Consider the following 25,300-nt stretch of genomic DNA (forward strand, 5'->3'; position numbering starts at 1 on the left):
CTACACCCCTGGGCCTGTGCCGAGACCTTCGTCGCCAACATCTGTCGCAATTTCGTCGAGTGACGAAGCAGTGGGACGATTCCGAAACGAGGCCACGGCAGGAACGATCGCCTCGATGAGTGAGGGTCCCGGTTCGGCCAAGCTCCGACGAAGCTGCTGTGCGAGGTCCTCCGCGGTCGCGACCTTCTCTGCCGGAACACCCATGCCACGGGCCAACGACACAAAGTCGAGGCCCGGGAGCTCGAGCAGCTTCTTGCTGCGCTCGTTGACTGACGGCCCTCGCCGTTCGAGCTCCATCTTCAGAATGGCGTAGGATGAATTGTTGAAGATGACCGTCGTGACGTTGAGACCCTCGCGGGCCTGCGTCCACAGCGCCTGGAGGGTGTACATGGCGCTGCCGTCCGCTTGAAGGTTAAGCACGGGCCGGTCTGGGCAGGCAACTGCAGCCCCAAGCGCAACGGGCATCCCTTGCCCGATCGCACCACCGGTCAGAGTGAGCCAGTCGTGGGGAGGACAATGGGCCGTCTCCTGGGCCAGCCACCAGCCGGACGTGACCGCCTCGTCCGAGACAATCGCCCCCTCAGGTAATAGGGCGCCCACGACGGCGGCGGCCTTCCGGGCGGTCAGCTCGCCGGAGGGCATCCCGGGGCGGGTGAGCCCGACGAGGACCGGGTTGACGCCTGGCGCAAGAACGTCTGCGACCTCTTGGAGAGCTGCGACCGTTGCACCCAACTCGACCACCGCCGTGCCGAGCGGCACCAGGGAACTGGGCTGTCTTGGAGAAGCGAAGAATGACACCGGCGCACGCGCCCCTGCCAGCACGAGGACCCGAGTCCCCGCCAGCTGCTCGGCCGCCGTCACCTCGACGAGACGCTCGACCTCGGGGATTCCGGCCCCACGCTCTTGCCGGGCTGGGGAACTCTCCGCCAGGATCCGCGCGCCGGTGGCCGTCGCGAGCCGGCTCGCCGCCTCCCGGCCGCGTCGCTTCAGCAGATCCCCGCCGAGGAGCACGGTGACGTGCGGGGCGTGTCGTCGCAGCAACAGCGCGACCTCCTCCACACGCCCACGGTCCGGCTCGGGCATCGACACTGGCGAGACGGCTGCGGCGCGGCCTCCCACACCCCAGCCCATATCGGCGGGAAGGATCAGAGTCGCGACGCTGCCAGTGCCGTTCCGCACCGACCCCGTGGCAGCTACGGCGTCGGCGGCATCCCGCCCAGCTTCGCCGACGCTTGTGGTGCGACGGACCCATCGGGACACCGTACTGGCCAGCGCATCGATGTCGGATTCCAGTGGGGCGTCGAAGACCTTATGGTGGGTCGCGTGGTCGCCGACAATGTTGAGAATCGGGGTCCCGGCCCGTCGGGCGTTGTGCAAGTTTGCGACTCCGTTACCCAGACCCGGCCCCAGGTGGAGCAAGGTACAGGCTGGCCTGTCCACCATGCGGCCGTACCCGTCGGCCGCACCCGTCGCGCCGCCCTCGAAGAGACAGAGAACCGCCCGCATGTCAAGTTGCACGCCGAGCTCGGACACGAAATGCATCTCCGAGGTCCCGGGATTCGTGAAGCAAGCCTCCACCCCCCGGTGGCGGAGAGTGTCGAGCACTGCACGCGCGCCGGTTGTCTCATTCATCGGTTGCATTGGGTCGGAGCACCTTCAATGGAGGCCTGGACGATCAGGGAATGAGCAGAAGTTTGCCGCTGGAGGCGCGACCTTCGAGGTCCTGGTGAGCCCGGCACGCATCGGCGAGTGGGTAACGGCCCCCGATGCACACCCGAATCTCGTTCGAACTCACCCAGCCAAGCACACTTGTCGCCCGCCACAGCAGCTCCTCCCTGTCGTGTAGGTAAGCCGGGATCAGCGTGGGTCGGGTAATGAAGAGGCCCTTGGCTCGCAGGCGCATCGGGTCGACGGGCGGTACCGGCCCGCTGGCTGCGCCGTACAGCACCAGCAGCCCGCGAGTCCTCAAACTGCGAAGGCTCCCGTCGACTGTGGCCCGTCCTACGCCGTCGTACACCACCGGCACGCCATCACCGTTCGTGAGCTCGCGAACGGTCCGGTCGAAGCCCTCGTACGGGATCACCTCGTCGGCACCGGCCTCGCGAGCGAGCCGTTCCTTCTCTGGGGTGGATACCGTCCCGATCACCCGGCCGCCGCGCATCTTGACCATCTGCACCAGGAGTAGCCCCGTACCCCCTGCGGCCGCATGGACTAACACGCTGTCGCCCGGTCGCACCACGTAAGTGGAGTGTGTCAGGTAGTGGGCAGTCATCCCCTGGAGCAGACTCGCGGCGGCCGTGTCCATCGCCATCCCCTGAGGGACGCAGACGGCGCGGTCAGCGGGGATCACCGCGAGCGTGCTGTAAGAGCCGAGGACACCGCTGGCCCACGCGACGGTGTCACCCGACGAGACACCGTTGACGCCCGTGCCGCAAGCCCGGACCGTGCCCGCGCCCTCGCGTCCCGGTACGAAGGGCACGGGGACGTCGTACGTCCCCTTCCGCTGGTACACGTCGATGAAGTTGACCCCACTGGCCGCGACCTCGACTAGCAGCTCTCCTGCGCCGACAATCGGGTCGGGAAGTTCACGGTAGTTCATAACCCCCGGATCGCCCGGCCGATCGACCACGATCGAGAACATCAGTTCCTCTCTGACGCGGGACCATCCGTCGGACGTGTCCGTCATCTGTTTCTCTGCATGAAGTTCAGAGCCGGGCCCGGACGGTGCCGAGTCACTCGGACGCGGACAGACACTTGGCCGAATTGCCCAGTGTCGCCGCGTGTGCGACGTCTGCGATCACCTGCCCGAATCGATCCTCGCACTCGACGGCCGAGGGGCGGACTGACTCGCCGACACTGCATGCGATGTTCCTACCGTGCGGGTACAGACCATGCCGTGCAACATCAATCAACGCTGGACGGATTCTGTGGAGGAGCTGTGCGATCAGCGCGTCGACGTCAATGGTTGACCGCAGCGTCATGAAGAAGTTGTCGTACAGCAGCGCGGTCCGCGGCGATAGACCCACCGGGGACTCCTCAGCCGCGTGCTGCAACAATGAACGCCCGTCGGGGACCAACCAAGCAGCCACATCGTCATGGACCTCCCGGTTTATCTTTATCGCCTGCGCGACGTCCGCAGCGCGCGTCTCCACCGAGTCGGCTACTGCACCGCTGCGGAAGAATCTGCGCACAGGCGCGTAGTCAGGCGCCCACTTTCCGCTGAAACCAGGGTGCTGATCGTACATCCGCGGCCGGATCAACGAGTGGTAGATTTCCCGCGGACACGACGCCGTGTAGACGAGCATCGCGCTGTACCCGTCGATGTACGTCTGGAGCACGGTCGCCTCTCCGTCGTCGAGGCAATGCAACGACCTGCCGTTCAACAAGTTTCCCATAAATCGCCAAATGAGGAATGTGATCTGATGACCGGTGATCCACCGGAACCAGAAGAGCCCCTCGGCCGAGGGCCCGGCGTCAGCCGACACGAGTCCGGGACCGCCCTTAGACAAGATCCGGACCTGCGATAATGCAAAATGCGGGTCGCAATCTGGGAGGACCGGAGGCGGTTTCGGGAACACTGCGGCCGCGTGGCCTGCAGGAGGCAGGACCAGAAACTCCAGGCCGTAGGGAAAGTCGCCGAACTCCCAGCGAATGGCGCCAAGGTCCGACTTGGCCGCCCTGACCGTACCGCCGGGATTCATCGAGTGCCCTCCGGCATGTAGCTGATCTCGTACTCGAGGCCATTGACATCGTAGACGTACAGACTCTGCACACCCTCGTCGTCCACGACGATCTCCGTCGGTTGCTCAGTAGATGCGAATGAGAACCTCCCCGATTCGTAGAGTTCGATCCACTTGCTCCGCATCTCGCCGAGCTCCTCCGGCGACGACACCGACACGCACACATGCTGGAAGATGAATCCATTCGGATCCGGCTGCATCTCGCTGTGGCCTGCTCGATCGAACAGGTGGATACGCACGTCACCAGCTGAAATCTCTACCAACCGACGAATACCGGGAAGCCGACGCTGGGTGAGCTCGGAGAAGTGGTCGAGCTGCCACTCTTTTTGGGCGCCGAAGAACTCGAGGTACCACTCCAGGCAGTTGTCTATATCTGTGGTCTGGACTCCGAGGTGATGAAGTTTCATTCCTGCTGAACGAGGCATCGAGCAATCCTTTCCAGGGTCTTCTCAGTCGTGTGTTAGCAGCAACGCAGAAGGCCCATCGACTTCGCGCGAACTCATAATCGCGACCTAGGTACATTCAGCGCGGCGATCGTCATGACTTACGACGGGAGGGCGATGCCGGCGATTGCAGCCACGGTTAAATGAGGTGCCGCCAGGCGGGCGGTGTCAAGTGGTGGGTGCACCACCGGCTTCTATTAGTAGTTTGTTGAATACTTCGGTGGGGTTGTAGCCGTCTAGTGTTCCTCGGGGTCGATCGTTGAGCCTGTCCGCGATCGCGTCGAGTTCGGTGTGGGTGCAGACCGAGGGGTCGGTTCCTTTGGCGAAGTATTGGCGCAGGAGTCCGTTGGCGTTCTCGTTGGCGCCACGTTGCCATGGTGAGTATGGATCGCAGAAATAGACGATGATTCCGGTTTTCACTGAGAATCTCGCGTGCGCGGCCATCTCTTTACCTTGGTCCCAGGTGACGATGGTGCGCATGAGCTCGGGGAGGGTTTCCATTTTTCGGGCGAGTAGGCCCGCGACACGGTCGGCTGTGCGATCGTAGGGATTGCGCACGAGTATGACGTAACGGCTTGCGCGTTCGACTAGCGTTGCGATCTGAGATTTGTTGCCTTGCCCAGGATAAGGTCACGCTCCCACGCTCCAGGGATAGCTCTGTCGGCGACCTCGGCCGGACGCTCGCTGACGTTGACCATGTCCTTGACGGTACCCTTGGCCACCGCGGGCCGGGCGCGAAGAACCCGACTCATACGGCCTTGACGCAGGACGATCCGCAGCTGAGTCCTCAACTCTCCACGTCCCTGGAGATACAGCAACTGGTACATCGTCTCATCCGACACCCACATAGTGTCATCGTCCGGGACGTCCTTACGCAAGCGGATACTGATCTGTCGCGGGGGACCATTCCTTCTTCAATCCGTCATTCACCACGTCATGAAACGCCGTGTTCAACTCCAGTAATCGCGGCTTGGGTCGCGAACGACACACATTTGCCCGATCCTGCGCCTCAATCGCACGATAACACTCTCGCCCCACCATTCCGCTCGACCTCCCGCGAGATCACGGAATGATTCCTGCCTGGAGAACACCCAATAGTACGACATGACCGACCCCTCACCAACTCTCGAGAAATCACCTCCCGATCATGAGCACACAACTCAACACCACCCACGAAAAAGCAAACCTCCCCAATCCAATGAACACCTAAGAAACGACATTCTATCAGTCCCTGCTCCACTCAACCCTATGACACCAAGGCGAGTTCAGAAAACCATGGTCCAGACAGGCCATCTCGAGCGTCGACGAAGACGTCGACGACAGTCACGGTCGCTCCGAAAGCGGCTGGGGTCGCCCACTGCGGTGTAGTCACGACTGCCATCGGCCCAATGATGAGAGTCGGCGCGGCGTGCAACTCCTTCAGACCGAATTAGCTAGCACGGCAGTGTCCGGCGTCGGCCAGGTGAGGGCGAGCGAGGCGCATAATGTGATCAGGCCGCAGGCTGCGTCGGCCTGACTGGCACCAACCACGTACAACCCGTCGAGGACCGCCGCGAAGCGCGCGTGTTATCCTACCATGCTCGTCATCTCCGGATGACGCAGTGATTGCGATCTGTTACGAAGGAGCAGTACCCGGGGGCAGATTCGGCGCTTCCTCAGACAGTGTTACCCAGACCTCACTGTTGACGACCTTGGCCTTGTGTACTCGCACAGGCAGTGCTGCAGGTGGAGCGTCAACCATTCCGGTGCGCAGATCAAATCGGGACATGTGCAACGGACACTCCACGATGCAGTCATCGACCCACCCGTCCGACAACGCGGCATCCTGATGGGTGCAACTGTCGTCGAGCACGTGCACCGCCCCATCCACGGTAAGGAAGACCGCAAGGGGTGGTGCCACCGACGTGACCCTGTAGCCCTTGTCCGTAGAAAGGTCGGATATTTCACAGACCTTGATCGGATCGCCAGCCATATTCTTTCTCCTCATGAATTGAGTCGGCGAGCCCCAGCACGATCGCCGGGCCCCGGCGGCCGACTAATGCATCTCGTGCCGCCCCGCCCCCAAACGACTGCTCTGACGGGCCGTTCACGTCGACCGAGGCATCGAACGGGATCACCCTAGAGTTTGATCGAGTGGCCCTGGTGCTGAACCTTGTCTCGATAGGTCTTTTGCAGAAACAGATTCCGTGGAACAATCGTCAGGTTCATGGTGCCGGATACTACTACGCCGCGCTCCGTCAATCCGCTGATCTTATCGGGATTGTTGGACATCAGCGTGATCGAGCCCAAGTTGAAGAACTTGAGAATCTCAGCCGCTCGCTCGAACGACCGGCCATCCCGCTTGAATCCCAGCTCTGCATAAGCCTCGGTCTGTGCAGCTCCCTTCGCCCGGAGGGTCGCGGTGAGCAGCTCAGCCATGCGGCCGTTGCCCTTCCCATCCTGGTCTAGCCAGACAATGATGCCGGTGCCAGCCTGCTCGACCTTCTCCTGCGCCATGGCCATCTGTTCTCGACAGTCGCATTCGCTACCGTTGAAGAAATGCGCGGCTGTGCAGTGCGAGTGAACCCTGCAGAGCACGTCTTCTCTGCCCGAAATCTCCCCTTTGACGATCGCGATCGATTCACTCTGACCATCGTAAAATAAGTACTCAGTGAAAGCGCCGAAATGGGTGTGTAACGGTCCCTGCGCTAATTGAACTATCACTTCGTTCCAATCCGTTTCGGAAACGCACCATCGGCGCCGATACGCTCGTACCGAGCCTGTCCTACCGGCTCAAATCGAACCGATGAGAACGCGACATGATCGCCGAATACGAGTCATCTGCTTCTGGGAAACGCTCCGTCACCAAAGAGTACTGCTTCTCCACCCGGCTCCACGCGCTAGACACTTTCCCGTCAAGCTCGTAGTCGCTGGAGCCCAGTCGCAACAGGGCCACTCTACGGATGCCGAGCGCGGTAGACGTCGTGAACATATTCAGGCGCTCTCCCCGTGCAAGCGCGTCGGCCACCTCCGAAATACAGACGTCTCGTTGGACCACCCGCTCGCCCATCGCTGCCAGCAAGTCCAGGACGGTCCTGCGGGTGACACCGGGCAAAATCGAGCCAAGCTTCGGCGTGACGAGCTGCCCGCCTAGACATAAGAAGACGTTCATGGTCGTGCATTCCTGAAGGTGACCGTCGCCGTCAACCCACAGAATCGTATCGTATCCCGCCTCGCGGGCGTTCTGCGTCGCTAGCGCTGCGCTTGTGTAGTTGCCGGCGGTCTTGACACTCGCGAACATCGGAATAGTTCGCGGCATGCTCTGCTCGACGAGGACACTCAAGCTCTCTAGCGCGAGATCGAACCCCTTCACGAGGACAGCGAAGACGTACTTGCGAATCTGTTGCGGCATAATATCGCCACCGGCCGCAAATACGACAGGTCTGAGGTAAAGACGTGTCACGCAGCCGTCCCAATTGGCCCGCACTGCTTGTTCGATGGCCTCTATGAACACATCGAACGCCGGACACGGCAGTGCAAGCGCTGTGCATGAGTTCTTCAACCTCTTGTAGTGGTCGTGTGCCCTGAAGACAAGGAAGGTATGAGTCGCGACATAGGCGCGCATCCCTTCGAAGACCGAAAATCCGAACTGAATCCCGTCCGCACTAAACTCGGCCAAGCCACCCACATCGTTCGATGTCAGCGTGGGCCTCTCGTACCAGGTGTTGTCGCCGACGCATAGGGACACCGCGACCGACGGTAGCCACGAGTGTTCGACCCCCCACCCCGTGCTGGCCTTTTCATTCTGAAATGACATGGCTAGGAAAGAAGGACAGGACAAGAGCCCGCGGTCGCGGCACTGCGCACCGCGCTGGGATCGATCACGACCGTGAGCTGAGAGTGCGAGAGGTTGTTGAAGTGGACGTCCTTATCTGTGGTGTTGGTGATCTGGGCTTCCGGGTAAGCCGTGATAAACTGCTTGACAAAGTTCCTGGCTACAGCTATGCCTAGATTGCGACCAGGGCAGCTGCGCCGCCCCTTGCCGAACGGCATCATGTACGGCTCGGGCTCCTCCGCCTCTGGCAAGAATCGCTCGGGTTTGAAGGCGTCTCCGTACTTAGCGTGAAGCGCGTGAATGTTGGGCATCACTCGAGTACCCTTCTTTAACCGGTACTTCCGTCCCTCGACGTCCATGTCGAAGTCTTCGACGACCTTGTTGTTGATGACCGATCCAGGGGGGCTAAGGCGAAGTGATTCGCTAACACACGCTTCGATCAACTGATCCCTCCGCTGGCCACTTCTCGACACGATCGCCTCCCGCCACTCCGCGTTCCGCGGAAGGAGCACATACCACAAGGTGGCTAGGATGGTGTTCTGGACCGTGTCCAAGCCTGCGATGGAAGCCGTCAGAAGGTCATCCCGCGTGATCTCGATAGGTATAGCAAGCTTCCCATTGCCCGCGGCGACCTGCTCCCACACCGTCTCCGGTTCTGGAGTTCCTTGCAACACGTCAGCCAGGTGCTCGTGCAGCTTCTTGCAATTGTATTGCAGACGCCTCGCTTCGCGGGTGATCGGCCAGGTCGCTATCGGGAAGTGGACTCGGTTCCAGAATCGGTTTGAGTAGAACCGTAGGCGCGTGAACGTCTCGTTCAACGCGAACATGAATGGAACATCCGACACTTCGCCATCGCGGTCCTTGTACGAAACGATCCGCCTCCCCGCGTCCTTTCCCCAGACGAACTCGCCCATGACCTCACGGGTGTAGTCACCCACAATACGCTTCAGATCGAGTGGAGCGTCCCTAATGAACTCGCTACAAAAATCAGCTGCTCGCCGATTAGAGATCACAGAGATCCGTTCTAGGTCCAAACCCTTCCCGAGGTTTCGCTTCCGGCCGCCGAAGTGATCTGTGGTGATCTTCTGGAACGTAATTGCCGACGGCGACAGCTGCCCAAACGAGTATAGTGCGGGAGTATCCCGGTCGATGTGCTTTCCGGTGATCGTCGGGCTGACAAGGATCTCCGCCGTCTGCCTGTTCATACCATATAACTGGATATCGAACCCGCGAATACTGCCAACGAGGTCTGTTGCCGGCTGGTCTAGGTACAGGTAGTCCCGCGTCTTGTTCCGCTCAAGGAGCTCCGACACATCCGTCTCGGAGCCAATGAACGGGTAGGTCTTACTGAATACGACACCCTGCTTCTCGTATGACCTGCGGTCGAGCACCGTTCGCATCACCCTCGCGGCGTACACAGCTGAGGCGACACCAACAACTGCCATCGGTACGGACAGGAAAGGACCCATGACTTATTCCCCAATATCTTAGGCCGCCCCCGGGGCGGCCGGGGGTGGCCCCGCCAGCGACTTGGGCAGCCTCACGTGGTGGGAGAGCGGAATTTCACTTGACTCTGTCCTACTCTACCGCGAGACGGCACGCACGATCCCCACCCCCAAGGGTCGTTTCGCGACGAACGCCGCCCGTGTCACCGCTGCGGCACGGTCAGATGACGACTCACTATAACCTGACTCGGTCACGGTTGGGGACTGATCGGCGGGGTGGTTCGCTGACCTGGTGGTTCGTCGTGTGGGTGGGTGGAATCTACGCACTAAACCCGGGTCTGAGCTTGTTCTTTAACCTGTGCCGTGTTGATGAACGGCCATGGTGAGGTCGCGTTTGGCGGGTCTTTCCCACGTCGTGGCGTACGGCTGGCCTGGGGTTCTTGGAGCCAGGTGGGCGTCCGGGGCCTGGCTTGCCGGGTTTCGGTGCCCTGGCCGGCAGGGTGATCGTCGGGCGGATGTTCCGGAAGCCACGTCTGACCCGAGAGGGCGTGAGTCGGCCAGGGGCGGCGGGCTTGTCCCACGGAGGGCGCAGATCCTCGACGAGGGTACGCGCGAGGCGGAGTTGGGTGTGGGCGGCGATCACGGTCCAGATCCAGCGGTCGGCGGCCTCGGGGGTACGAATCTTCGGCCGGTTCCAGCCCAGGGTCTGCTTGATCAGACGGAACGTGTGCTCAAGATCGAACCTGCGGAGGTAGGACCGCCATCAGCGCTCCACGTCCTGGCAGGTGGCGCCGGTGGTCGAGGACCACAGCCACACCGGGTGCGGGTTGCGGTCGCCGGGCAGGTGGTCGACCTGCAGACGCAGCAGTGTGCCCTCGATGACCGGGAGTTCACCCTCGTGGTCCGGCCAGCAGGCGCGGTGCGTGAGCCGGGGATGAAGCCGATCCCAACTGTGGGCTCGCGCGGTGCCGTAGCGCGCGGTGTCCGTGGTCGTGGTGTGCTGAGGTTCGGGCCAGGTGGCGGGTTTGGCCAGGGCGAACTCAGGCCCGTGCTTGGGTGGTCGGCCGTTGGCGCCGGGCAACCGGGGTGGCTTGGGCAGTCGCAGCACCCGGTCCGCGCGGATCCGGCCGAGGACCTCGACGGGCAGATCGGCCAGCACGAAGGCAAGCCGGGTGACGTCGTAGCCATTGTCCATCACGATCAGGATCTTCGGTCGCCATCGGTCCAGTGCCCGGCCGCGACCAGCCGTGCACATCGGTTCCGCCCACGACGACGTCGAGCCGGAGTTGCTCAGGACCGTTGCCCGTCAGCGGCTCGCGGCCGCGCAGGGGGGAGCTGGACCTCGGCTTGGACGCGCCGCCCGACGCGGGCGGGCCGTTGCCGATCACCGCGTCGTCGATTTGTGGGACGCGCTCTCACTGGCTTATGAGGTGCTCGGGTTCGAGGCCGCGGCAGCCGGGGATGAGGTGTTCCGGCAGTTGGTGTTGGCACGGATCATCGAGCCGACCAGCAAGCTGGACTCGCTGCGGGTGCTGAAAGGGGCCGGTATCACGCCGGTTTCCTACCGGACTCTCAAGCGGCGCCTGCCCACGTATGCCAAGGACGAGTGGCGGGAGAGCCTGGCGGCCCTATGCGCCCCTCATGTCGGTCTGGGCTGGCGACGTTGCTGCTCTACGACGTGAGGACGCTGTACTTCGAGACCGATACTGGGGACGGGTTCCGCGAGTCCAGGTTGTCCAAGGAACGTCGTCTGGAATTCCAGATCACCGTCGGGCTGCTCACCGACGTGGCCGGGTTTCCGTTGATGATCAACGCGTTTGAGGGCAACAAGGCTGAAACCACGACCATGCTGCCGACGATCAAGGCGTTCATGGTCGCTCATCGGCTCACCGATGTGGTCATCGTCGCAGACGCCGGGATGATCTCCGAGAGCAACATGAAGGCGATCGAGACCCAAGGCATGTCGTTCATCCTCGGCATGCGCATCCCCGAGATCCCCTACGTCGTCGCGGAGTGCGCAAGGCCCACCCGGACACCGAAATCGCCGACGGGCAGGTGTTCGTCCAACCCTGGCCAGCCGGCATTCAGGCGGTGGCCTGCAGTAGCCGGCTGGCGCCCGGGCCGACGACGTCGAACGAGGAGACGTCTACAACTCAAGCTGGTTGAGGAGCGAGGACGCCTCAGGCGTACCCGCGGTGATGACCCGACGGCCCCTTTTCATATCCCCACGCTCCAAACTTCCCTGCGGGATGGTCGCCGCCCGGACCGCGATCCCGAGACGCGCGGCAAGCGCGGCCTCGACCTCGTACCGGGCCTCACGGTCCATGCCAGCCGACTCGCATGCGACGACTGCGCGAGAACCGTGCTCGGACAGTACGACGATGAATTCGCCCGACAGATGCGGCGACGCAAAGACGACCTCCTCGATGTCGCGGGGGAAAATGTTGACGCCGTTGATGATCACCATGTCGTCCAGTCGTCCCTGGATCCGACTGATGCGTGCAAAAGTCCTCCTGCACGGGCACAGATGATGCGACACCGACGCCAAATCTCCTGTGCGGTACCGAAGGACTGGCTTCGCCTCCTTCGACAGCGTGGTTAGGACAACTTCCCCGGTCACCCCGTCCGCGCATTCCTTCCCGGTGGTCGGATCGATGACCTCTAGGAGGAAATGGTCCTCATTGACGTGCAGGCCGGCTCTCTCACGACATTCTCCGGCGACACCGGGGCCGGTCACCTCGGACAAGCCGTACAAGTCGAAGGCGCACAATCCGAGACCGGTCTCCAACGCCCCGCGCATCTCCTCGCTGAATGTCTCGGCACCGAAGACCCCTACGCAGAGGTTCATGGACTCGCGCGGATCCATCCCTGTGACTTTTAGGTACTCGAGAATCCGGGACGCATAGGTCGGGGTGCACGCCAGCGTGTCGATTTGCATGTCGCGCATGAGCCGCACCAGCCGGGCCATCGGGCCGAGTCCGAGCGGGACAACTGAGGCTCCAACGCACCCCAACCCGTAGTGGTAACCGAGCCCACCAGTGAACAGGCCATAGCCATAGGCATTTGCGACGATGCTCTTCTCGCTGATCCCCGCCGATACTAGGAGCCGCGCACACAGTGCACCCCAGGTCTTGATGTCTCGTCGGGTGTACGGGATTAGCGTCTCGCGCCCGCCCGTTCCGCTTGAACCGTGCCACTCGACGATCTCGTCGACCAGGGTTTCTGCAACCTGGTACCTGTCAACGACGTCGTCCTTGGTCGTGAAGGGTAAGCGTTTCAGTGTGTTCAGATCGACATCCTCACCGGATGTGAGGCCGAGGCTTCTGAGTCGCGGACGGTCATTTGGCGATACCAAGAGTCGATCTATCAGATTTCGCAGTCTGCTCAGCTGTAGATTTCGAAGACGCTCGCGGTTGAGAGTCTCCATCATTTCGTCGAACACCATTCCCCCTTCGACCGACGAGGCAGAGTACCGAAACCGACCATATGTCCCCGCCACCATACCCGGGGGCGGATCCTCATTGTGCGAACACCTCGTTGCAGGACGGTCCACGGGCGTCTCTTGTGGCAGGCCCTAGCTGATTGATTCTTTATGGGTTCAGTGGTACTAGGCGATGAGGGCGCGGTGTCAAGTGGTGGGTGCACCACCGGCTTCTATTAGTAGTTTGTTGAATACTTCGGTGGGTTTGTAGCCGTCTAGCCCGGATCTTGCGTGGGCTGATGGGTTGGTCTGGGCTGGTTCGGGATTGGTGTTTTGGGCGGTTGCTGTGTGGTGAGGGCATGATCGGGTGGCCCGTTCAGCGGGCTGCTGCCGGGTTCCACAGGCCCGGGGATGGTTGGTCCTTGTCTCGTAGGGTCGGGTTGCCGCTGGTCAACCGGGATGCAGGCGAGTCAGCGCCGTGATGATCAATTCGGTCCAGGGCCAGTGCGTGGTGAGCTGGAGCCGCGTCCGGCGGGCATGGCGGGCCAGCCGCGCGGCGACGGAGAACAGTCGCAGGCGAAGCCGTTTGGGCTCCCAGCGGCGCGCTTCGTGAGCTGTCAGGGCGAGCATCTGCGTCCACGCGATCAGCTCGGTGGCCAGGCACACGATCTCGATCCAGATCCGGTTGGCGTCGAAGCCGTGCAGGGGCAGGTTGGCCAGGCCGGTGTTCTTGGCAGTGCGGATGCGGTCCTCGCAGCGGGCGCGGCGGCGGTGCCGTAGTTCCAGATCCGCCAGCTGACCACGGCGGGTGTTGGTGCCGAACGCGGTCAGCCGCAGGCCGTCGCGGTCGGTGAACCGGAGCTGAGCGCCGGGGTGCGGGCGTTCCTTCCTGACGATCACGCGCATGCCCGGCGGCCAGTCGGTCAGGTCGAGCAGTCCGGTCAGCTCGGCCACCCAGGCCCCGTCCCGGACCTGTCCGTCGGCGTCGTAGGCGGGTGTCCACACGTGCGCGGGGATGAGGTCGGCCGCGGCGGCGGTGGTCTCGGTCAGGCCGAACCCGACCGAGTATTGCAGCCGCCGTTGGTGGCAGTACCGCACGAAGTCGTGGGTGCCGCCGCCGGAATCGGTGCGCACCAACACCTTCTGGCCCACCCGATACCCCGGCCGGAAGGGGAGTTGGTCCAGCGCTGCGGCCAGTACCCGCCTGTGGTCGGCAGCGGTGTTGGAACCGGCGTTACCCGGCCGCAGCAGGATCGCCAAGGGTTCGCCGGTGCCGGCGGCGCCGTGATCGGCCCACGAGCCCAGCGGGTGGAAGCCGTAGCCCTTCTTGAACGTCGGCGCGGCGTGTTCCTTGTCCGAGTGCGCGTCCAGCAAGGTCGCGTCCAGATCGATGATCAGCGGATGGTCGGCGTCGATGCCGTGACCCGGGGAGTGTTCGCCAGCACGATCCCAGGCCACCGCCCGTGCTGACGCGCGTGCCGAACGGAGGGCCGCCAGCGCTTTCGACGCATCGGCGGCCAGCGCGGTGACCATTCGTGACACCGTCGGATCCGAGGCGACGACACCGAACACCCCTGGCTCGGCACGCAGCATTCCGACATCGGCCAGGCAATCCCCGCCCAACGCCGCGGTGACGGCCAAGTCCAGCACGATCTTGCCTGGATCATGCACCGCGGCCGGTTTGCGCCACGGCGCCAACACCTCAGACATCCCGCCGGTCAGCCCCACCGCCTCAGCGGTACGCAGCAACAACACCGCCCCGGCCTGCGACACGACACCCGAACCAGACCCGTCCGCGACCAGCCTCGGGTAGGGCGAACTATGCTTACTCACCTGAATGGTGCTCCTGAACTGCGACCGATACGACCTTCGACAAGCCGTATTATCGCAGCTCAGAGCACCATTCTCTGTTAATGGCACACTCCGAACCCGCACTGCCATGAAAGCCCCGGGCTAGTTGTTGTGGGTCGTGACGTTGGTGACGGCTGAGAGGGCCTGAGACTGGGGACGGGTCTTTCGGCGGCAGGATGAGAAGTACGACCAACTCGTCCGCCGAGCAGAAAGACCCGTCCGTATCTCACAGTAACGCCCCGTTGACTGTCGAAGGCCGTCACCGCCTTGTCGAGCGCTGCAAGACCCGACCGATCGCCCACGTCGCGGCGGAGATGGGGATCTCGCGGCAGTGTGCCTCCCGGTGGGTCAACCGCCACCGCAAGTACGGGGACGCGGGCCTGGTGGACCGCCCGAGCGTCCCGAACCGGCAGCCCACCGCCACGCCTGCCGAGGTTGTGGTCCGGATCGAGCGGCTGCGCCGGGACCGAAAGTGGTCGGCGCGCCGCATCGCCCAGGAGCTGGCCGGCGAGGGCATGGCCATCTCGGTGCGCACAGTCGGCCGTCACCTGGCTCAGCTGGGCCTCAACCGCCGCCGGTTCCTGGACCCGACTGGCGCGAGCAACCGCGTGCCTCGACGCATCACCGCCCGCTGGCCCGGCCACATGGTCCATCTCGACGTCAAGAAGGTCGGCGCCATCCCCGACGGCGGTGGGTGGCGCGCCCACGGCAGGGGCAGCGAGCAAGCTAAACAGGTCGAACGAGCCAAGGATGCCGGAGCCCGCACCGGCTACACCTACCTGCACTCCGCAGTCGACGGCTACTCCCGCCCGGCCTACACCGAAGCCCTGCCCAACGAGAAAGCCTCTACCGCGATCGGCTTCACCCACCGAGCCAGAGCGTTCTTCGCCCGCCACTTCGCCACCGTCCTACACGGAGCACGCCACCAACGGATCACCCCATACACGCCCCGCCACAACGGCAAGGTCGAGCGCTACAACCGCATCCTCGGCGAGGAATTCCTCTACGCCCGGACCTGGACCAGCGAACAGCAACGCACCACAGCCCTCAACGTCTGGAACCTGCACTACAACTACCATCGACCACACACTGCCGCCGGAAACCAGCCACCAGCCTCCCGGCTCCACACCGGCGTCACCAACGTCATGGCCTCATACAACTAGTGTTTCTCGGGGTCGATGGGACTGTCCGTGACACCAAGGCGAGCTTGGCCTGGGCATTGGTCTTCCAGTTGTGTCAGATCGCGGTGGCGAGGGCGAGTAGGCGCTGGGCGACGCGAGTGAACACATCTGTTGGCGTGCGCCCGCCGTGGCCTCCCAGGTTGAGTTGCTCTTTGACGGTGTCGTAGACCGCTTCGATGCACTGGCGCATACCCGCGAGGTTGCCGTAGCGGCGTTTCTTGGCGTCCTTGCGGTAGGGGTGTATCAGGAGCACGCCGATCTGGTCGGCAACGAAACGTTCCATCTGTTTGCCGGACGAGTCATTGTCGGCCGGCACCATCTCCTTACGCATCGCGCTGAGCTCGTGGGCATGACCGAAGAGCTCTTCGGAGACTTCCGTTCCGGCGGCTTGGGCTTTGCTGGTACGCGATACCTACCGTCCGATCCGGCATACTTGAGGGACTCTCGGGCTGTGCAACTGCGGCAACGGCAGCAGTTGCACAGCCCGACAAGCCGACGTCACGAAGCTGACAGGGGGGTGGTGTCGCTCAAATAGCGTCGTCACGCCGTGCAAGCGTCTCGGCGAACCACGACCACCGCTCGGCACATCCTCGCGCGGTCTGCGCGAGGACATCGATTGCATACGTGGGAACCCCTTCCACCAGGACGCTCCAATCCGCATCAGAAAGCAAATGAGCCTCAAGGAGACGCAAAACCTTGCGACCGTTCTCCGACAGCCGCATGGACGGGTCGCGCATCAAAACGCCAAGCACCTTTCGAAACTCCTCTCGTGAGAGCTCAGGCGCCTGGGGTGTAGGAGCTGACGGTCGGAACCGCCTGCGTGCACCGCGCTCAGAGGGCGTGGCAGGTGATTCACCGCGGCTCAATCTCGCTCGGACATCACGGGCCGTTCCCGCTGAGATACCCGCCTCCCTGGCGACCTCCCGGAGACTCGCTCCAGGTCGCTCGGCGAACAGCTGGGCGGCGGTGTTCCTGCCCTCGGTGGTGCTAAGCGGACGAACCCGGCCATCCTTGCCGACCCGTACGTTCGCCTCCAGCTCACCCTCCGTGCTCTTGCGAAGCTCGCTGACTCGCTTCGCCGATATCCCGATCAGCTCGGCAATCGTGCGATCCGACCAGTCCGGAAACTCAGCCAGGATACGACCCGCTGCACCGATTCGATCCTCTTGCGACAGCGGTAACCCGTGCTTCGCATTCAATTTAACGGCCTGCACCAAGGCATCACGCTCAGTGCCGTCAAATAATTCGATCTCGATCAGTTCTTCACCGCGGAGGATCGCCGCTCGTACTCGATGCAGCCCATCCATGACTCGCATCGTCGCTCGATGTACCGTAATTGGCGGCAGCCGGAGTTCCGACTCCGCCAACAATCTGACATGTTCAACGTCGATACCCATCGATCGTAATGAATATCCAAGGTCCAAATCGGATATCTTGACTTGCCTACACTCGCGCATGGCCGGCCTTGTCTCGCCGACGAGCTTGCTGACTTGCGAATACACAGGACGAGCTGCCTCCCCTATCACGCCGTACTACAAACCCCTTTGGGGCGACAGTTTACAATCACAGCGAGAGACGAACAAGCAAGATAGCGTGACTGGCTTGCTCACGCTTTGCGTCCATCACTATTTGCGTATGGGAGGGTTCCAATGGATCGAACGCGCACCATGGCCCGAGATCGCACGACATCCCGACGTCTTCCCTGCCGAGCGCTAACGATGGTATGAACACCGTTATCGAGTCGAACGACCGACAGATTCACTCGGACCGACCGGCGAGGCCGAACCGCTCACGGGCGGAGGGATTTTGGAGGTATCCACCATGGAACGTAAGCCTCGGAGCGCAGAATTCGGGAAGTGCCAACCATGAGTGTCCGCGCCCGTCACCTGACGAGGAAGTATCGGCGAGGCAAAGGATGGCGCCCTAATGGCGATGTGGTCACCGCGCTCGACAGCCTATCGCTAGACGTCCCCAGCGGTGAAGTACACGGATTGCTCGGGCCGAACGGCTCCGGCAAGACGACGCTGTGCCGAATTCTTTCGACGGTCCTGACACCGACGTCGGGCACCGCGCACGTCCTCGGATACAACGTCGTGACCGAGGCTGCCGACGTCAGGGCACGACTCGGCATCGTCTTCGGTGGCGAGCGTGGACTTTACTGGAAACTCACCGGACGCCAGAACCTGCAATACTGGGCTGCGCTGTACAAGGTCCCCTCCGCCGTCGCTCGGCAACGCGCTCAGAAACTGCTCGACCGCGTCGGTCTCGGCACCGAGGCCAACGATCTGGTCGAAACCTATTCCCGCGGGATGAAACAGCGGCTACATCTGGCACGAGGCCTCATCGGCCGACCGAAACTCGTAGTCTTCGACGAGCCGACCATCGGCATGGACCCGGTCGCCGCTCACGACTTCCGGGAGCTCATCACCGAACTGCGTACCGAAGGATGCACCGTCCTTCTGACCACACACGACATGGCCGAAGCCGAAGCGGTGTGCGACCGCGTGACGCTGATCGGCGGAGGCCGCGTCCTCGCCACCGAAACACCGCGAGGGTTGGCTCGGCTCTCGGCCGGTCATCATTGGGTTGAAGCTGACGACATCGACATCGACGTGGCGCATTTGCCCGGCGTTGTCGAAGTTGTTCGACAGGGCGCGGTCACACGAGTCAAGACGGACAGCGAGGGCGCGGCACGAGGCGTTCTCGACTTCTTGCTCGGACGCGGGGTACGCACCGTACGCATCGTGCCACCGACCCTCGCCGACGTCTATTTAGATCTCTTCGGCGCACGTGGAATGGAAGTCTAGCCTGTGACGAGTTTTCTCGCCGGAATGAGAATCCAGTTTCGGCTCGTCCGACGTCAGCCCGACGCCCTCTTGACTCTGTGCGCCCTCCCCTTCACTGCAGTCATCCTGTTGTCCATCGTGATTGATGCCAAGCGTCCAGATCTGGTACTCAATGCTGTCCTGGCTCCGGCCTTGATCGGCCTATGGGTATTCTCGATCAGCTTCGTCACCGATCTGATCGACGACGAACGACGGCTCGGCACTTGGGAGCAGGCAATGGCCGCGCCGGCCGCGCTGCATTCGGTCCTCGCCGGAAAGGTAAGTACTGCGATCGTCCTGGGCGTCCTGCCCCTAGGTGAAACCTGGCTCCTGGCGAAAGCGTTCTTCGGTGTGACGATCACGCTACAGCACCCCTGGGTGTTCCTTCTCACATGGCTCGTTTCACTCGGCGCGATGGCGGGAACGAGCCTGGTTCTCGTGGCCGCTTTGCTGTTGAGCCGCAACGGATCAGTTTACGGCAACTTCCTGACCTTCCCTATATACCTTTTATCCGGCGTCATGGTCCCCGTCTCCTATCTACCCGAGTTCGTACGACCGATTTCCTCTGTGGTCTTTCTCTCGTGGTCAGCTGATCTGATGCGAGACGCTTTCGGGAACGCCACACCAGCCAATGTGATCTGGCGGCTCGCGGCTATTGTGGGGCTGGGTACTGCCGCCGCTGTAGGAGGTCGGTTCCTGCTTGGTGCCGTTCTACGCCGCGGAAAGGAGACTGGAACGATGACCTATGCGTGACGAACTCAGGGTCCTGTCGCAAGCCGCAGTCGCCACTTGGGCCGAGTTCACCGCATTCTACACCTGGCGAACGTGGACCGTCACCTGGCTCGGTCGGCTATTGCTGCAGGTGTGCTTCTATGCAGTTATCGGCCGAATGCTGCAGTCACCACAAAGGCTCGAATTTCTGCTGATCGGCAACTCTGTCGCCATCGTGGCCATCGACGCGTGCGTCGTCATTATTCTCACTATTCTCGAGCGCCGCACCGGAACCCTCGGTCTGATGGTGGCAGCACCGTCCACGCACGTGACCGTCTACCTCGGCAGAGGTCTTATGCACCTGATTTCAGGGATTGTTGCCGCGGTCATCGCACTCGGCTGCCTTACGCCGCTCTTCGGCCTATCACTGCCTTGGCCGCGAAGCCTGGTGATTCCCTGTCTTGTCGCTGTGACAGGCTTCGCGTGCTACGCGTACGGAACCTGCATTGCGGCGATGGTCATGCGATTCCCATCAGCGCGCTGGATCGCCCTGAATCTGAGCTACCTGGTACTGATGACCTTCTGTGGCGTAAACGTACCTGTCTCGTTCTGGCCGGACTGGGTGCAGAAGATCACCTCGGCCCTGCCACTCACCCACGGCCTGGACGCGATCAGACTACTCATCACGGACGGTGATGCGTTTCAAGTGGTCGCGCAGACGGCCTTGGAACTGCTTGTGGCGATCGGCTGGCTCGTCGCAGCTGGGATTGGCTTCCATCTCCTGGTCATTCGAGAACGGAAGGCTGGCACCCTCGAGCTCAACGCTTGACCGCTGTCAACGGTGCCGCATAGCCATTTGGCAATGGTGAGACCGTGTCCACCGGCTACGCCCAGCCCGCGGCGCGAACGGCGACTGGGTTGAAGTGGCGAGCCAGCCTCTGACAGGCTTCGACCAGCCGGGCAACCAGGGGATGCCCGTCATCGATCTGGATGTCCACGAGTGCCTTCAGGCCGACCAGGCCGCCACTGGCACGGCGAAACCACGTGGTCATCGATCAGCACGTACAGTGCGATCAAGACGGTATCGAGGTCTGTCTTCACAAACCGACATCGATGCCTTCCACCTTTCAGCTTGGTGTTTTAAGGACCTGGCTGGCAGCGTGCACCCCAGGTGATCATGGGTGCAGCCCTTGGTCGATGATTCCTCTTGCGACAGATGAAGATCGATTCAAGGACTGCATGGTCAATGTGTATGATGTCGATCGGGGGCGGGTGCTCGGGGAGCTGAACCGATTCCGGCAGGAGTTCTACGGCTGCCTGGCCGCGCGAGCGGTTGGGTTGTTCGAGTTGGCGGATGCGGTGTTGTGCACCGAGGGGCCGCTTCCCGACCGGCAAGCTCTACCTGGTCTGCGACAACTACGGATCTCACAGCAAAGCCGAAGTCACCACCTGGTGCCTGGCCAACGACATCGAGTTGGTATTCACCCCGTCCAACACGGGTCGTGGTTGAACTGGGTCGAGTGCGAGTTCACCGCGATCGCTACTTCGCCCTCGACGGCAGCGACTACCCCAGCCACGAAACCCAGGAGGCCGCGATCGCCCGCTACATCCGCTGGCGCAACAAGCACGCGCAACCCAAACGACGCTTCGCCATCGGATCCAAATCCGCCAACCCGATTACCTCCCTCTATCAGCTTGACGCGGCACTGCACCTCTACGGCGTGATCGTCTCGGACTACGACGACCATCCGAACTGTCAAGCGGCCGGAAGCACCCATCACGCCCAATGCAGCCGGTGTCTCCGGAGCGCGTCTATGCCGACGTGCGTTGCCGCTGATTGATCTGCTCGGCGAACTCTTGCCACATATTGATGTTTTCCTTGACCAGTGCCGCAACCGCATCGACACGGTGCTGCGGCACGCCGGCAACGAGCCGCCGCCGCATGTCGGCGTTCAGTGCGGATGGTTCAAGCATTCGAAGCAGGATGCGGCCAGACTCGGTGAAGCGAACAGACGGATCCGCACGCAGACTCCGCAGGACCGAGGCGGGATCGCTCCCGGATTCACCACGAACCGGCGCACCGACCCCACACCGCACGGCGGCCCTCCCGGCTTCCGCGCCTTCTGGTCGCTTCGCGGCGTTGCGCTGCCGCGGCACGACAGGATCGTCGCCGCGACGCATCCGGTTGCGAACGTCTCGCACCGTACTGGTCGAGACACCAGCCTCGGCACTGACCTCGCGTAACGACGCACCGGGCTTCCTCGTCAGCAACTCGCTCGCGCGCCTACGCCCCTCGGAACTGTCCAGCGGCCGGAAGCACCCATCCCTTCCGATCCGGCTGGTGTGTGACTGCGGAAATTCCGCGGTCACACACCGCCGGATCACCCCTACCGTCTTATCCGACAGCCCAACAGCGCGGGCGATCGCCCGATCCGACCATTCCGGGTGTGTGTTGACGATCCGCTCGGCTGCTGCCCTCCGATCAGCCCTCGACAGCGGCAGGCCGTGCGCGATGTTCGCCTTGACTGCCAGAACGAACGCGTCGTCCACGCTCCCATCAACGAACCGTACTTCGATGTCCTCGTCCCCGCGCAGCACGGCCGCACGCAAGCGGTGCATGCCATCGACCACCCGCATGGTGGGACGGTGCACCAGGATCGGGGGCAGTGCGCCGCATGCCGCCAAGGCGCGAATGTGCTCGTCACTTTCACCGGCTTGACGAGGGGAATCCGCTCGACACAACAAACCGACGCGCACCTGAGCCACCAGTGCGTCGCTCTGCTCCCCCTCGACTGAGATCGACCCCATGTCGATACCCTCAATCTCCCCTGACACCTGTCGTTTCCTCCTCGCGACAGCCCCGGCCATCCATTAGGCAGTACGACGACCCCACTACAGGTCGCCCGCCGACGAGCAGGAACGAGGTACGCCTGTCGCCGACCGAGAATAACTAATCAGGAGAAGCAGCCAGGCGCCCCTTCCAGTCCCCGTTTCGGGTGCCGCGCCCTCCGATCGTGGACGACATCCTGGGTCGACGCGCGGTCACCCGCCCGGCCGCGCCTGAAGATTTACCGCTACTCGACCAACCGCCAAGTCGCTGTTGAGTTCAAAAACTTCCTGGTGATCGCCACTAATGATCCGCAACCAGGTACCCTCAACGACTACACCGTTCACCGTGACGCGAGCATCAACGACACACTCGCGGGCCGTGCGGCGACGCCCCGTCGTAGCTGCCAAGAAAGTCGGACATGGTCATTCTGCACTGGACACCAGGGGACGGTAGCACCCTCTCTGGTTAGAACGATTGCCATTTTTGGCGTCTACGTTGCCCACACCGGGCGTCACACGTGGCGCCGCCTGATTATGCAGGGGCACCGATAGCAGGTGACCGATGCCACTGATGTCGACGCCTTGCTCGGTTGACCAAGTGACAGCCCCAAGCACTCTCCCCAGCGTTGTTCGGATGTATCGTCACTGCGTGTCTCCTCTCGTAAGCTTCAAGACGAGGATAGACACGGACCAGTAAGTCGTGCAACATACATCACAAATGTGTGCCATATGTTGCACGGTTGGAACACCCCGGGGGTGCATACATGCCAGCACAAGAAGTTCATCAAGCGATCGCCGAGCGTCTCCGGCATGTCTTGGAAAATCACCCGGATGGCCCCTTTACAATGCAAGGATTGGCAGATTTGTCCGGCTTGGCGAAGCGGTCGTTGTATCGGATTCAACAGGGTGCGAATGTAACGCTGGACAGTCTGATCAAGATCTCGACCAGTCTGGGTATCGATCGGGTGGCCTATTTCCTTGACGAGGAGGTGTTTCGCCAGGTCAATGCCGAACTGGCGATGCTCAAGGAACTGCGGCAGCGCAACATCACCAGTGTTCGGTTTCGGGAGGCATCCGCCATGGCCCTCGCCAGCGCGACCGACTACTCCGAGTTGACGGAGCTACTCACCCACATCGCACAGGACGTGCAGAGGGCCCGGAGCAAGGTCCAGCCCGCGACTGCCAGCGACCACGACGCTCCTGAGCGGTCGTGACCATCATGCGGCGGATTCCTCCAGAGAATGCGGTTGCTCACACCGGCCGGCGACCACAGAGTTTGCGACGATGCAAGCGCCTGGTGCGTGACCTTCACCTTCCAGCTAGGCGCACTCTGACCCTCGACGCAACGATCGAACACCTAAGCCAACGGCGTGGGCGGCCGATCCACCTGCTCCCCCACGAGTTACCGCCCCAGTTCAACGGACTGTGGATTTCCTCGGATACCGATGACTACATCGTGTTCGAACAACGATTGACGCCGGTTCATCAACACCAGGTGATCCTGCACGAACTCGGGCACATCGTCTGCGATCACAACTCGCCTGTAATCAACGCAAAATCCTCCTGGCCTTTTCTTCCATCGCTGAACCCGGCCTTCGTCCAGCGTGTTCTCGGCCGGGAACACGCTGACACGCTGGCCGAGCAGGAAGCGGAGTTCGTCGGTTCGCTGCTCGGGCGGCGGACTGTGTCCTGGACGCTGAACCCGTCCTTTACAGTACCGTCGGAAACGCAGGATATCGCCGCGCGCTTGTCCACCCTATTGGAACAGTGATCCGGAGTGGTTGTTTATGACGAGCATCGTGTATCCGGTATGCGCGGCGGTCGCTGTCGTCGCGATGCTCTACCGCCTGCGGGTTCTGCGCCGCGAGCGCTCTGCTGCCCAGTGGGGGTTGGCCGGTATCTACTTCTTCACCGCATGCGTGTGGGCGGTAATGCTGCCGGGGTTCTGGCAACCCTTCAGCGACGTTTTCGGCCTGCCCAACGTGTCAGGGCTGATAGCCCAACTGGCCGTCATTCTCGTGGTGGCCTGCCAGCAGATTGTACTACTTCACCTCAGCTACAACGCCACCACGGCCCAGCGCAAAGCCGTGCCCCGGTTGTGCGCGCTGTGCCTAGCCTTGCTGATAATGATCGTGCTGTTTATTCGAGCGGCGGAAGGCATGGGGCAACACCCGACCGACTTCGCCGTAACCAAGGCCGCAGTCAATCCCTGGTATCTCACTGTGTACCTGACCGCCTACGCCGTGGGCCAGATCGACGTTGCCCGCTTGTGCTGGCGCTACCGCGCTATCGCGCCCACGGTGTGGCTGCGGCGCGGCCTGATGGTTCTCGTGGCGAGCGTCGGCATCCTCGTGATCTACCTCGCCGGCCGCTTCGCCGATATCATCGCGGGCTTGATGGGCTACACCGGGCACGCGTGGGAACCAATCGTGGTGATCGCCGTCGGCTCGGGCAGCATCGTTCAACTTACCGCGTGGATCCTTCCGGATGTCGGGCCTCGCCTGTCCGAGGCGTGGGCGTGGCTGGACCGGCGCCGCGCCTATCGACAGTTGCTGCCTCTGCACGACGAGCTGACCCGGCATGTGCCTCAAGTGGTCCTCCACGTCGGCGGGGCACCGACCCGCAACGACGGCGCGCCGGCGATCTACCGCCATCGCAACGTCGACCGCCGCACTCGGCTCTACCGCTTGATCGTAGAGATTCGGGACGCCCAATGGGCCCTACGCGTCTGGATGGCCCCCGTCGTACGCGAAGCCGCCACCCAGCATGCTGTGGCGGCCGGTCTACGCGGTGACCAGGCGGCCGCTGCGATCGAAGCGGCCCAGTTGCGCGCCGCGCTGCACGCCAAGACCACCCACCAGCAACCGAGCACCCACGTCAGCAGCCCGAAGACGGTCGAACCGGAAGATCTTGTCGCCGAGTTGGCCTTCCAACGCAAACTCGCTCGTCACTTCCAGCCCTCGGCCATCGTGGTCGCAGCGCTGGCCACCCTCACCCCGACCGCCGACGTGGAGCCCGCATGACACCACCACCCAACACC

26 protein-coding genes and 3 pseudogenes are annotated in these 25,300 nt (G+C 62.6%); 11 read left to right on the top strand and 18 right to left on the bottom strand.

Features of this window, described 5'->3' with window-relative positions:
- The 11 genes from FB471_RS06680 to FB471_RS34490 form a co-directional block, all read right to left on the bottom strand.
- Positions 1-1,632 carry an acetolactate synthase large subunit gene (locus FB471_RS06680; protein WP_141996480.1) on the bottom strand — a complete coding sequence of 544 codons (1,632 nt, stop codon included), beginning with the start codon at positions 1,630-1,632 and terminating at the stop codon, positions 1-3.
- Between the two features lie 43 nt (positions 1,633-1,675).
- Positions 1,676-2,686, bottom strand: a complete 1,011-nt coding sequence (locus FB471_RS06685) for a quinone oxidoreductase family protein (protein ID WP_425457036.1) — start codon at positions 2,684-2,686, stop codon at positions 1,676-1,678.
- 46 nt (positions 2,687-2,732) lie between these two features.
- On the bottom strand, positions 2,733-3,701 hold the full coding sequence (locus tag FB471_RS06690; RefSeq protein WP_141996481.1) for a hypothetical protein: 969 nt from the start codon (positions 3,699-3,701) through the stop codon (positions 2,733-2,735).
- A complete protein-coding gene (locus tag FB471_RS06695; RefSeq protein ID WP_170220733.1) occupies positions 3,698-4,165 on the bottom strand; it encodes a VOC family protein in 468 nt (155 codons plus the stop codon). Before FB471_RS06695 ends, FB471_RS06690 begins: the two co-directional genes overlap by 4 nt.
- A gap of 186 nt (positions 4,166-4,351) precedes the next feature.
- Positions 4,352-4,783: an IS30 family transposase gene (locus tag FB471_RS34920; RefSeq protein ID WP_342779490.1), complete on the bottom strand. Its 432-nt coding sequence runs from the start codon at positions 4,781-4,783 to the stop codon at positions 4,352-4,354.
- A 409-nt stretch (positions 4,784-5,192) separates the two neighbouring features.
- Entirely contained in the window at positions 5,193-5,423 is a 231-nt protein-coding gene (locus tag FB471_RS35640; protein WP_342779412.1) for a helix-turn-helix domain-containing protein, read from the bottom strand.
- Between the two features lie 375 nt (positions 5,424-5,798).
- The gene (locus FB471_RS06705; protein WP_141996482.1) at positions 5,799-6,155 is read right to left on the bottom strand and encodes a non-heme iron oxygenase ferredoxin subunit; all 357 of its coding nucleotides are present in this window, start codon (positions 6,153-6,155) and stop codon (positions 5,799-5,801) included.
- Positions 6,156-6,301: 146 nt separating this feature from the next.
- A complete protein-coding gene (locus FB471_RS06710) occupies positions 6,302-6,886 on the bottom strand; it encodes a GTP cyclohydrolase II (RefSeq protein ID WP_141996483.1) in 585 nt (194 codons plus the stop codon).
- A gap of 61 nt (positions 6,887-6,947) precedes the next feature.
- Positions 6,948-7,979, bottom strand: a complete 1,032-nt coding sequence (locus FB471_RS06715; protein WP_141996484.1) for an aminotransferase class IV — start codon at positions 7,977-7,979, stop codon at positions 6,948-6,950.
- A gap of 2 nt (positions 7,980-7,981) precedes the next feature.
- On the bottom strand, positions 7,982-9,466 hold the full coding sequence (locus FB471_RS06720) for a cytochrome P450 (protein WP_141996485.1): 1,485 nt from the start codon (positions 9,464-9,466) through the stop codon (positions 7,982-7,984).
- A gap of 739 nt (positions 9,467-10,205) precedes the next feature.
- Positions 10,206-10,637, bottom strand: a complete 432-nt coding sequence (locus FB471_RS34490; RefSeq protein WP_211357966.1) for a transposase — start codon at positions 10,635-10,637, stop codon at positions 10,206-10,208.
- On the opposite strand from FB471_RS34490, the gene FB471_RS06730 reads away from it, so the two are divergent.
- Complete coding sequence (locus tag FB471_RS06730) at positions 10,630-11,124, top strand: hypothetical protein (protein ID WP_170220631.1); 495 nt, start codon at positions 10,630-10,632, stop codon at positions 11,122-11,124. The two genes, FB471_RS34490 and FB471_RS06730, sit on opposite strands and share 8 nt — an antisense overlap.
- Positions 11,073-11,579: pseudogene (locus FB471_RS35855) on the top strand (IS1634 family transposase); the annotation flags it as partial. The gene FB471_RS06730 and the pseudogene FB471_RS35855, both read left to right, overlap by 52 nt.
- 9 nt (positions 11,580-11,588) lie before the next feature.
- On the opposite strand, the gene FB471_RS06740 reads toward FB471_RS35855, so the two are convergent.
- Together FB471_RS06740 and FB471_RS06745 are read right to left on the bottom strand one after the other, a co-directional pair.
- Positions 11,589-12,884: a phenylacetate--CoA ligase family protein gene (locus FB471_RS06740; protein ID WP_170220734.1), complete on the bottom strand. Its 1,296-nt coding sequence runs from the start codon at positions 12,882-12,884 to the stop codon at positions 11,589-11,591.
- A gap of 429 nt (positions 12,885-13,313) precedes the next feature.
- Positions 13,314-14,696, bottom strand: a complete 1,383-nt coding sequence (locus FB471_RS06745) for an IS1380 family transposase (RefSeq protein WP_141996488.1) — start codon at positions 14,694-14,696, stop codon at positions 13,314-13,316.
- A gap of 194 nt (positions 14,697-14,890) precedes the next feature.
- Here FB471_RS06745 and FB471_RS06750 point away from each other — a divergent pair, with 194 nt between their 5' ends.
- Complete coding sequence (locus FB471_RS06750; RefSeq protein WP_141996489.1) at positions 14,891-15,877, top strand: helix-turn-helix domain-containing protein; 987 nt, start codon at positions 14,891-14,893, stop codon at positions 15,875-15,877.
- Between the two features lie 73 nt (positions 15,878-15,950).
- Here the strand turns inward: FB471_RS06750 and FB471_RS06755 are convergent, their stop codons facing one another.
- Together FB471_RS06755 and FB471_RS06760 are read right to left on the bottom strand one after the other, a co-directional pair.
- Entirely contained in the window at positions 15,951-16,226 is a 276-nt protein-coding gene (locus tag FB471_RS06755; RefSeq protein ID WP_141996490.1) for a hypothetical protein, read from the bottom strand.
- A gap of 196 nt (positions 16,227-16,422) precedes the next feature.
- Positions 16,423-17,292: a ParB/RepB/Spo0J family partition protein gene (locus FB471_RS06760; RefSeq protein ID WP_141996491.1), complete on the bottom strand. Its 870-nt coding sequence runs from the start codon at positions 17,290-17,292 to the stop codon at positions 16,423-16,425.
- A gap of 537 nt (positions 17,293-17,829) precedes the next feature.
- Here FB471_RS06760 and FB471_RS06765 point away from each other — a divergent pair.
- The 3 genes from FB471_RS06765 to FB471_RS06775 are packed head-to-tail and all read left to right on the top strand — an operon-like array spanning position 17,830 to position 20,260.
- Positions 17,830-18,702, top strand: a complete 873-nt coding sequence (locus FB471_RS06765) for an ABC transporter ATP-binding protein (protein ID WP_211357967.1) — start codon at positions 17,830-17,832, stop codon at positions 18,700-18,702.
- Between the two features lie 24 nt (positions 18,703-18,726).
- On the top strand, positions 18,727-19,473 hold the full coding sequence (locus FB471_RS06770) for an ABC transporter permease (protein WP_246076685.1): 747 nt from the start codon (positions 18,727-18,729) through the stop codon (positions 19,471-19,473).
- Complete coding sequence (locus tag FB471_RS06775; protein ID WP_141996494.1) at positions 19,466-20,260, top strand: ABC transporter permease; 795 nt, start codon at positions 19,466-19,468, stop codon at positions 20,258-20,260. Before FB471_RS06770 ends, FB471_RS06775 begins: the two co-directional genes overlap by 8 nt.
- 55 nt (positions 20,261-20,315) lie before the next feature.
- Here FB471_RS06775 and FB471_RS34495 read toward each other — a convergent pair whose 3' ends face one another.
- Together FB471_RS34495 and FB471_RS35860 are read right to left on the bottom strand one after the other, a co-directional pair.
- Positions 20,316-20,483 carry a hypothetical protein gene (locus tag FB471_RS34495; RefSeq protein WP_211357968.1) on the bottom strand — a complete coding sequence of 56 codons (168 nt, stop codon included), beginning with the start codon at positions 20,481-20,483 and terminating at the stop codon, positions 20,316-20,318.
- A pseudogene (locus tag FB471_RS35860) lies at positions 20,440-20,532 on the bottom strand (IS982 family transposase); the annotation flags it as partial. The pseudogene FB471_RS35860 and the gene FB471_RS34495, both read right to left, overlap by 44 nt.
- 401 nt (positions 20,533-20,933) lie before the next feature.
- Between FB471_RS35860 and FB471_RS34500 the strand changes: the two are divergent.
- Positions 20,934-21,272: a hypothetical protein gene (locus FB471_RS34500; RefSeq protein WP_211357969.1), complete on the top strand. Its 339-nt coding sequence runs from the start codon at positions 20,934-20,936 to the stop codon at positions 21,270-21,272.
- Here FB471_RS34500 and FB471_RS06785 read toward each other — a convergent pair.
- Entirely contained in the window at positions 21,244-22,266 is a 1,023-nt protein-coding gene (locus FB471_RS06785; protein ID WP_246076269.1) for a ParB/RepB/Spo0J family partition protein, read from the bottom strand. The two genes, FB471_RS34500 and FB471_RS06785, sit on opposite strands and share 29 nt — an antisense overlap.
- Positions 22,267-22,488: 222 nt before the next feature.
- Between FB471_RS06785 and FB471_RS34930 the strand changes: the two are divergent.
- The 4 genes and pseudogenes from FB471_RS34930 to FB471_RS06800 form a co-directional block, all read left to right on the top strand.
- Positions 22,489-22,641, top strand: a pseudogene (locus FB471_RS34930) (IS5/IS1182 family transposase); the annotation flags it as partial.
- A gap of 383 nt (positions 22,642-23,024) precedes the next feature.
- Positions 23,025-23,474, top strand: coding sequence for an XRE family transcriptional regulator (locus FB471_RS06790; protein ID WP_141996495.1), 450 nt, complete (start codon positions 23,025-23,027; stop codon positions 23,472-23,474).
- Positions 23,471-24,031, top strand: coding sequence for a hypothetical protein (locus FB471_RS06795; protein WP_141996496.1), 561 nt, complete (start codon positions 23,471-23,473; stop codon positions 24,029-24,031). Before FB471_RS06790 ends, FB471_RS06795 begins: the two co-directional genes overlap by 4 nt.
- 16 nt (positions 24,032-24,047) lie before the next feature.
- The gene (locus FB471_RS06800; protein ID WP_141996497.1) at positions 24,048-25,283 is read left to right on the top strand and encodes an MAB_1171c family putative transporter; all 1,236 of its coding nucleotides are present in this window, start codon (positions 24,048-24,050) and stop codon (positions 25,281-25,283) included.
- The last annotated feature ends 17 nt before the right edge of the window (positions 25,284-25,300 follow it).

Origin of the sequence: Amycolatopsis cihanbeyliensis (genome assembly GCF_006715045.1) — a bacterium.
GTDB lineage: Bacteria > Actinomycetota > Actinomycetes > Mycobacteriales > Pseudonocardiaceae > Amycolatopsis > Amycolatopsis cihanbeyliensis.

Bases quoted from the DNA above. Each gene is read 5' to 3' on its own strand.
- FB471_RS06705 (WP_141996482.1), bottom strand. From the start codon at position 6,155: ATGGCTGGCGATCCGATCAAGGTCTGTGAAATATCCGACCTTTCTACG.
- FB471_RS06750 (WP_141996489.1), top strand. From the start codon at position 14,891: ATGAGAAGTACGACCAACTCGTCCGCCGAGCAGAAAGACCCGTCCGTA.
- FB471_RS06685 (WP_425457036.1), bottom strand. From the start codon at position 2,686: ATGACGGACACGTCCGACGGATGGTCCCGCGTCAGAGAGGAACTGATG.
- FB471_RS06775 (WP_141996494.1), top strand. From the start codon at position 19,466: ATGCGTGACGAACTCAGGGTCCTGTCGCAAGCCGCAGTCGCCACTTGG.
- FB471_RS06800 (WP_141996497.1), top strand. From the start codon at position 24,048: ATGACGAGCATCGTGTATCCGGTATGCGCGGCGGTCGCTGTCGTCGCG.
- FB471_RS34490 (WP_211357966.1), bottom strand. From the start codon at position 10,637: ATGGACAATGGCTACGACGTCACCCGGCTTGCCTTCGTGCTGGCCGAT.
- FB471_RS06790 (WP_141996495.1), top strand. From the start codon at position 23,025: ATGCCAGCACAAGAAGTTCATCAAGCGATCGCCGAGCGTCTCCGGCAT.
- FB471_RS06715 (WP_141996484.1), bottom strand. From the start codon at position 7,979: ATGTCATTTCAGAATGAAAAGGCCAGCACGGGGTGGGGGGTCGAACAC.
- FB471_RS34495 (WP_211357968.1), bottom strand. From the start codon at position 20,483: ATGACCACGTGGTTTCGCCGTGCCAGTGGCGGCCTGGTCGGCCTGAAG.
- FB471_RS06755 (WP_141996490.1), bottom strand. From the start codon at position 16,226: ATGCGTAAGGAGATGGTGCCGGCCGACAATGACTCGTCCGGCAAACAG.
- FB471_RS06720 (WP_141996485.1), bottom strand. From the start codon at position 9,466: ATGGGTCCTTTCCTGTCCGTACCGATGGCAGTTGTTGGTGTCGCCTCA.
- FB471_RS06760 (WP_141996491.1), bottom strand. From the start codon at position 17,292: ATGGGTATCGACGTTGAACATGTCAGATTGTTGGCGGAGTCGGAACTC.
- FB471_RS06680 (WP_141996480.1), bottom strand. From the start codon at position 1,632: ATGAATGAGACAACCGGCGCGCGTGCAGTGCTCGACACTCTCCGCCAC.
- FB471_RS06690 (WP_141996481.1), bottom strand. From the start codon at position 3,701: ATGAATCCCGGCGGTACGGTCAGGGCGGCCAAGTCGGACCTTGGCGCC.
- FB471_RS06695 (WP_170220733.1), bottom strand. From the start codon at position 4,165: ATGCCTCGTTCAGCAGGAATGAAACTTCATCACCTCGGAGTCCAGACC.
- FB471_RS06770 (WP_246076685.1), top strand. From the start codon at position 18,727: ATGAGAATCCAGTTTCGGCTCGTCCGACGTCAGCCCGACGCCCTCTTG.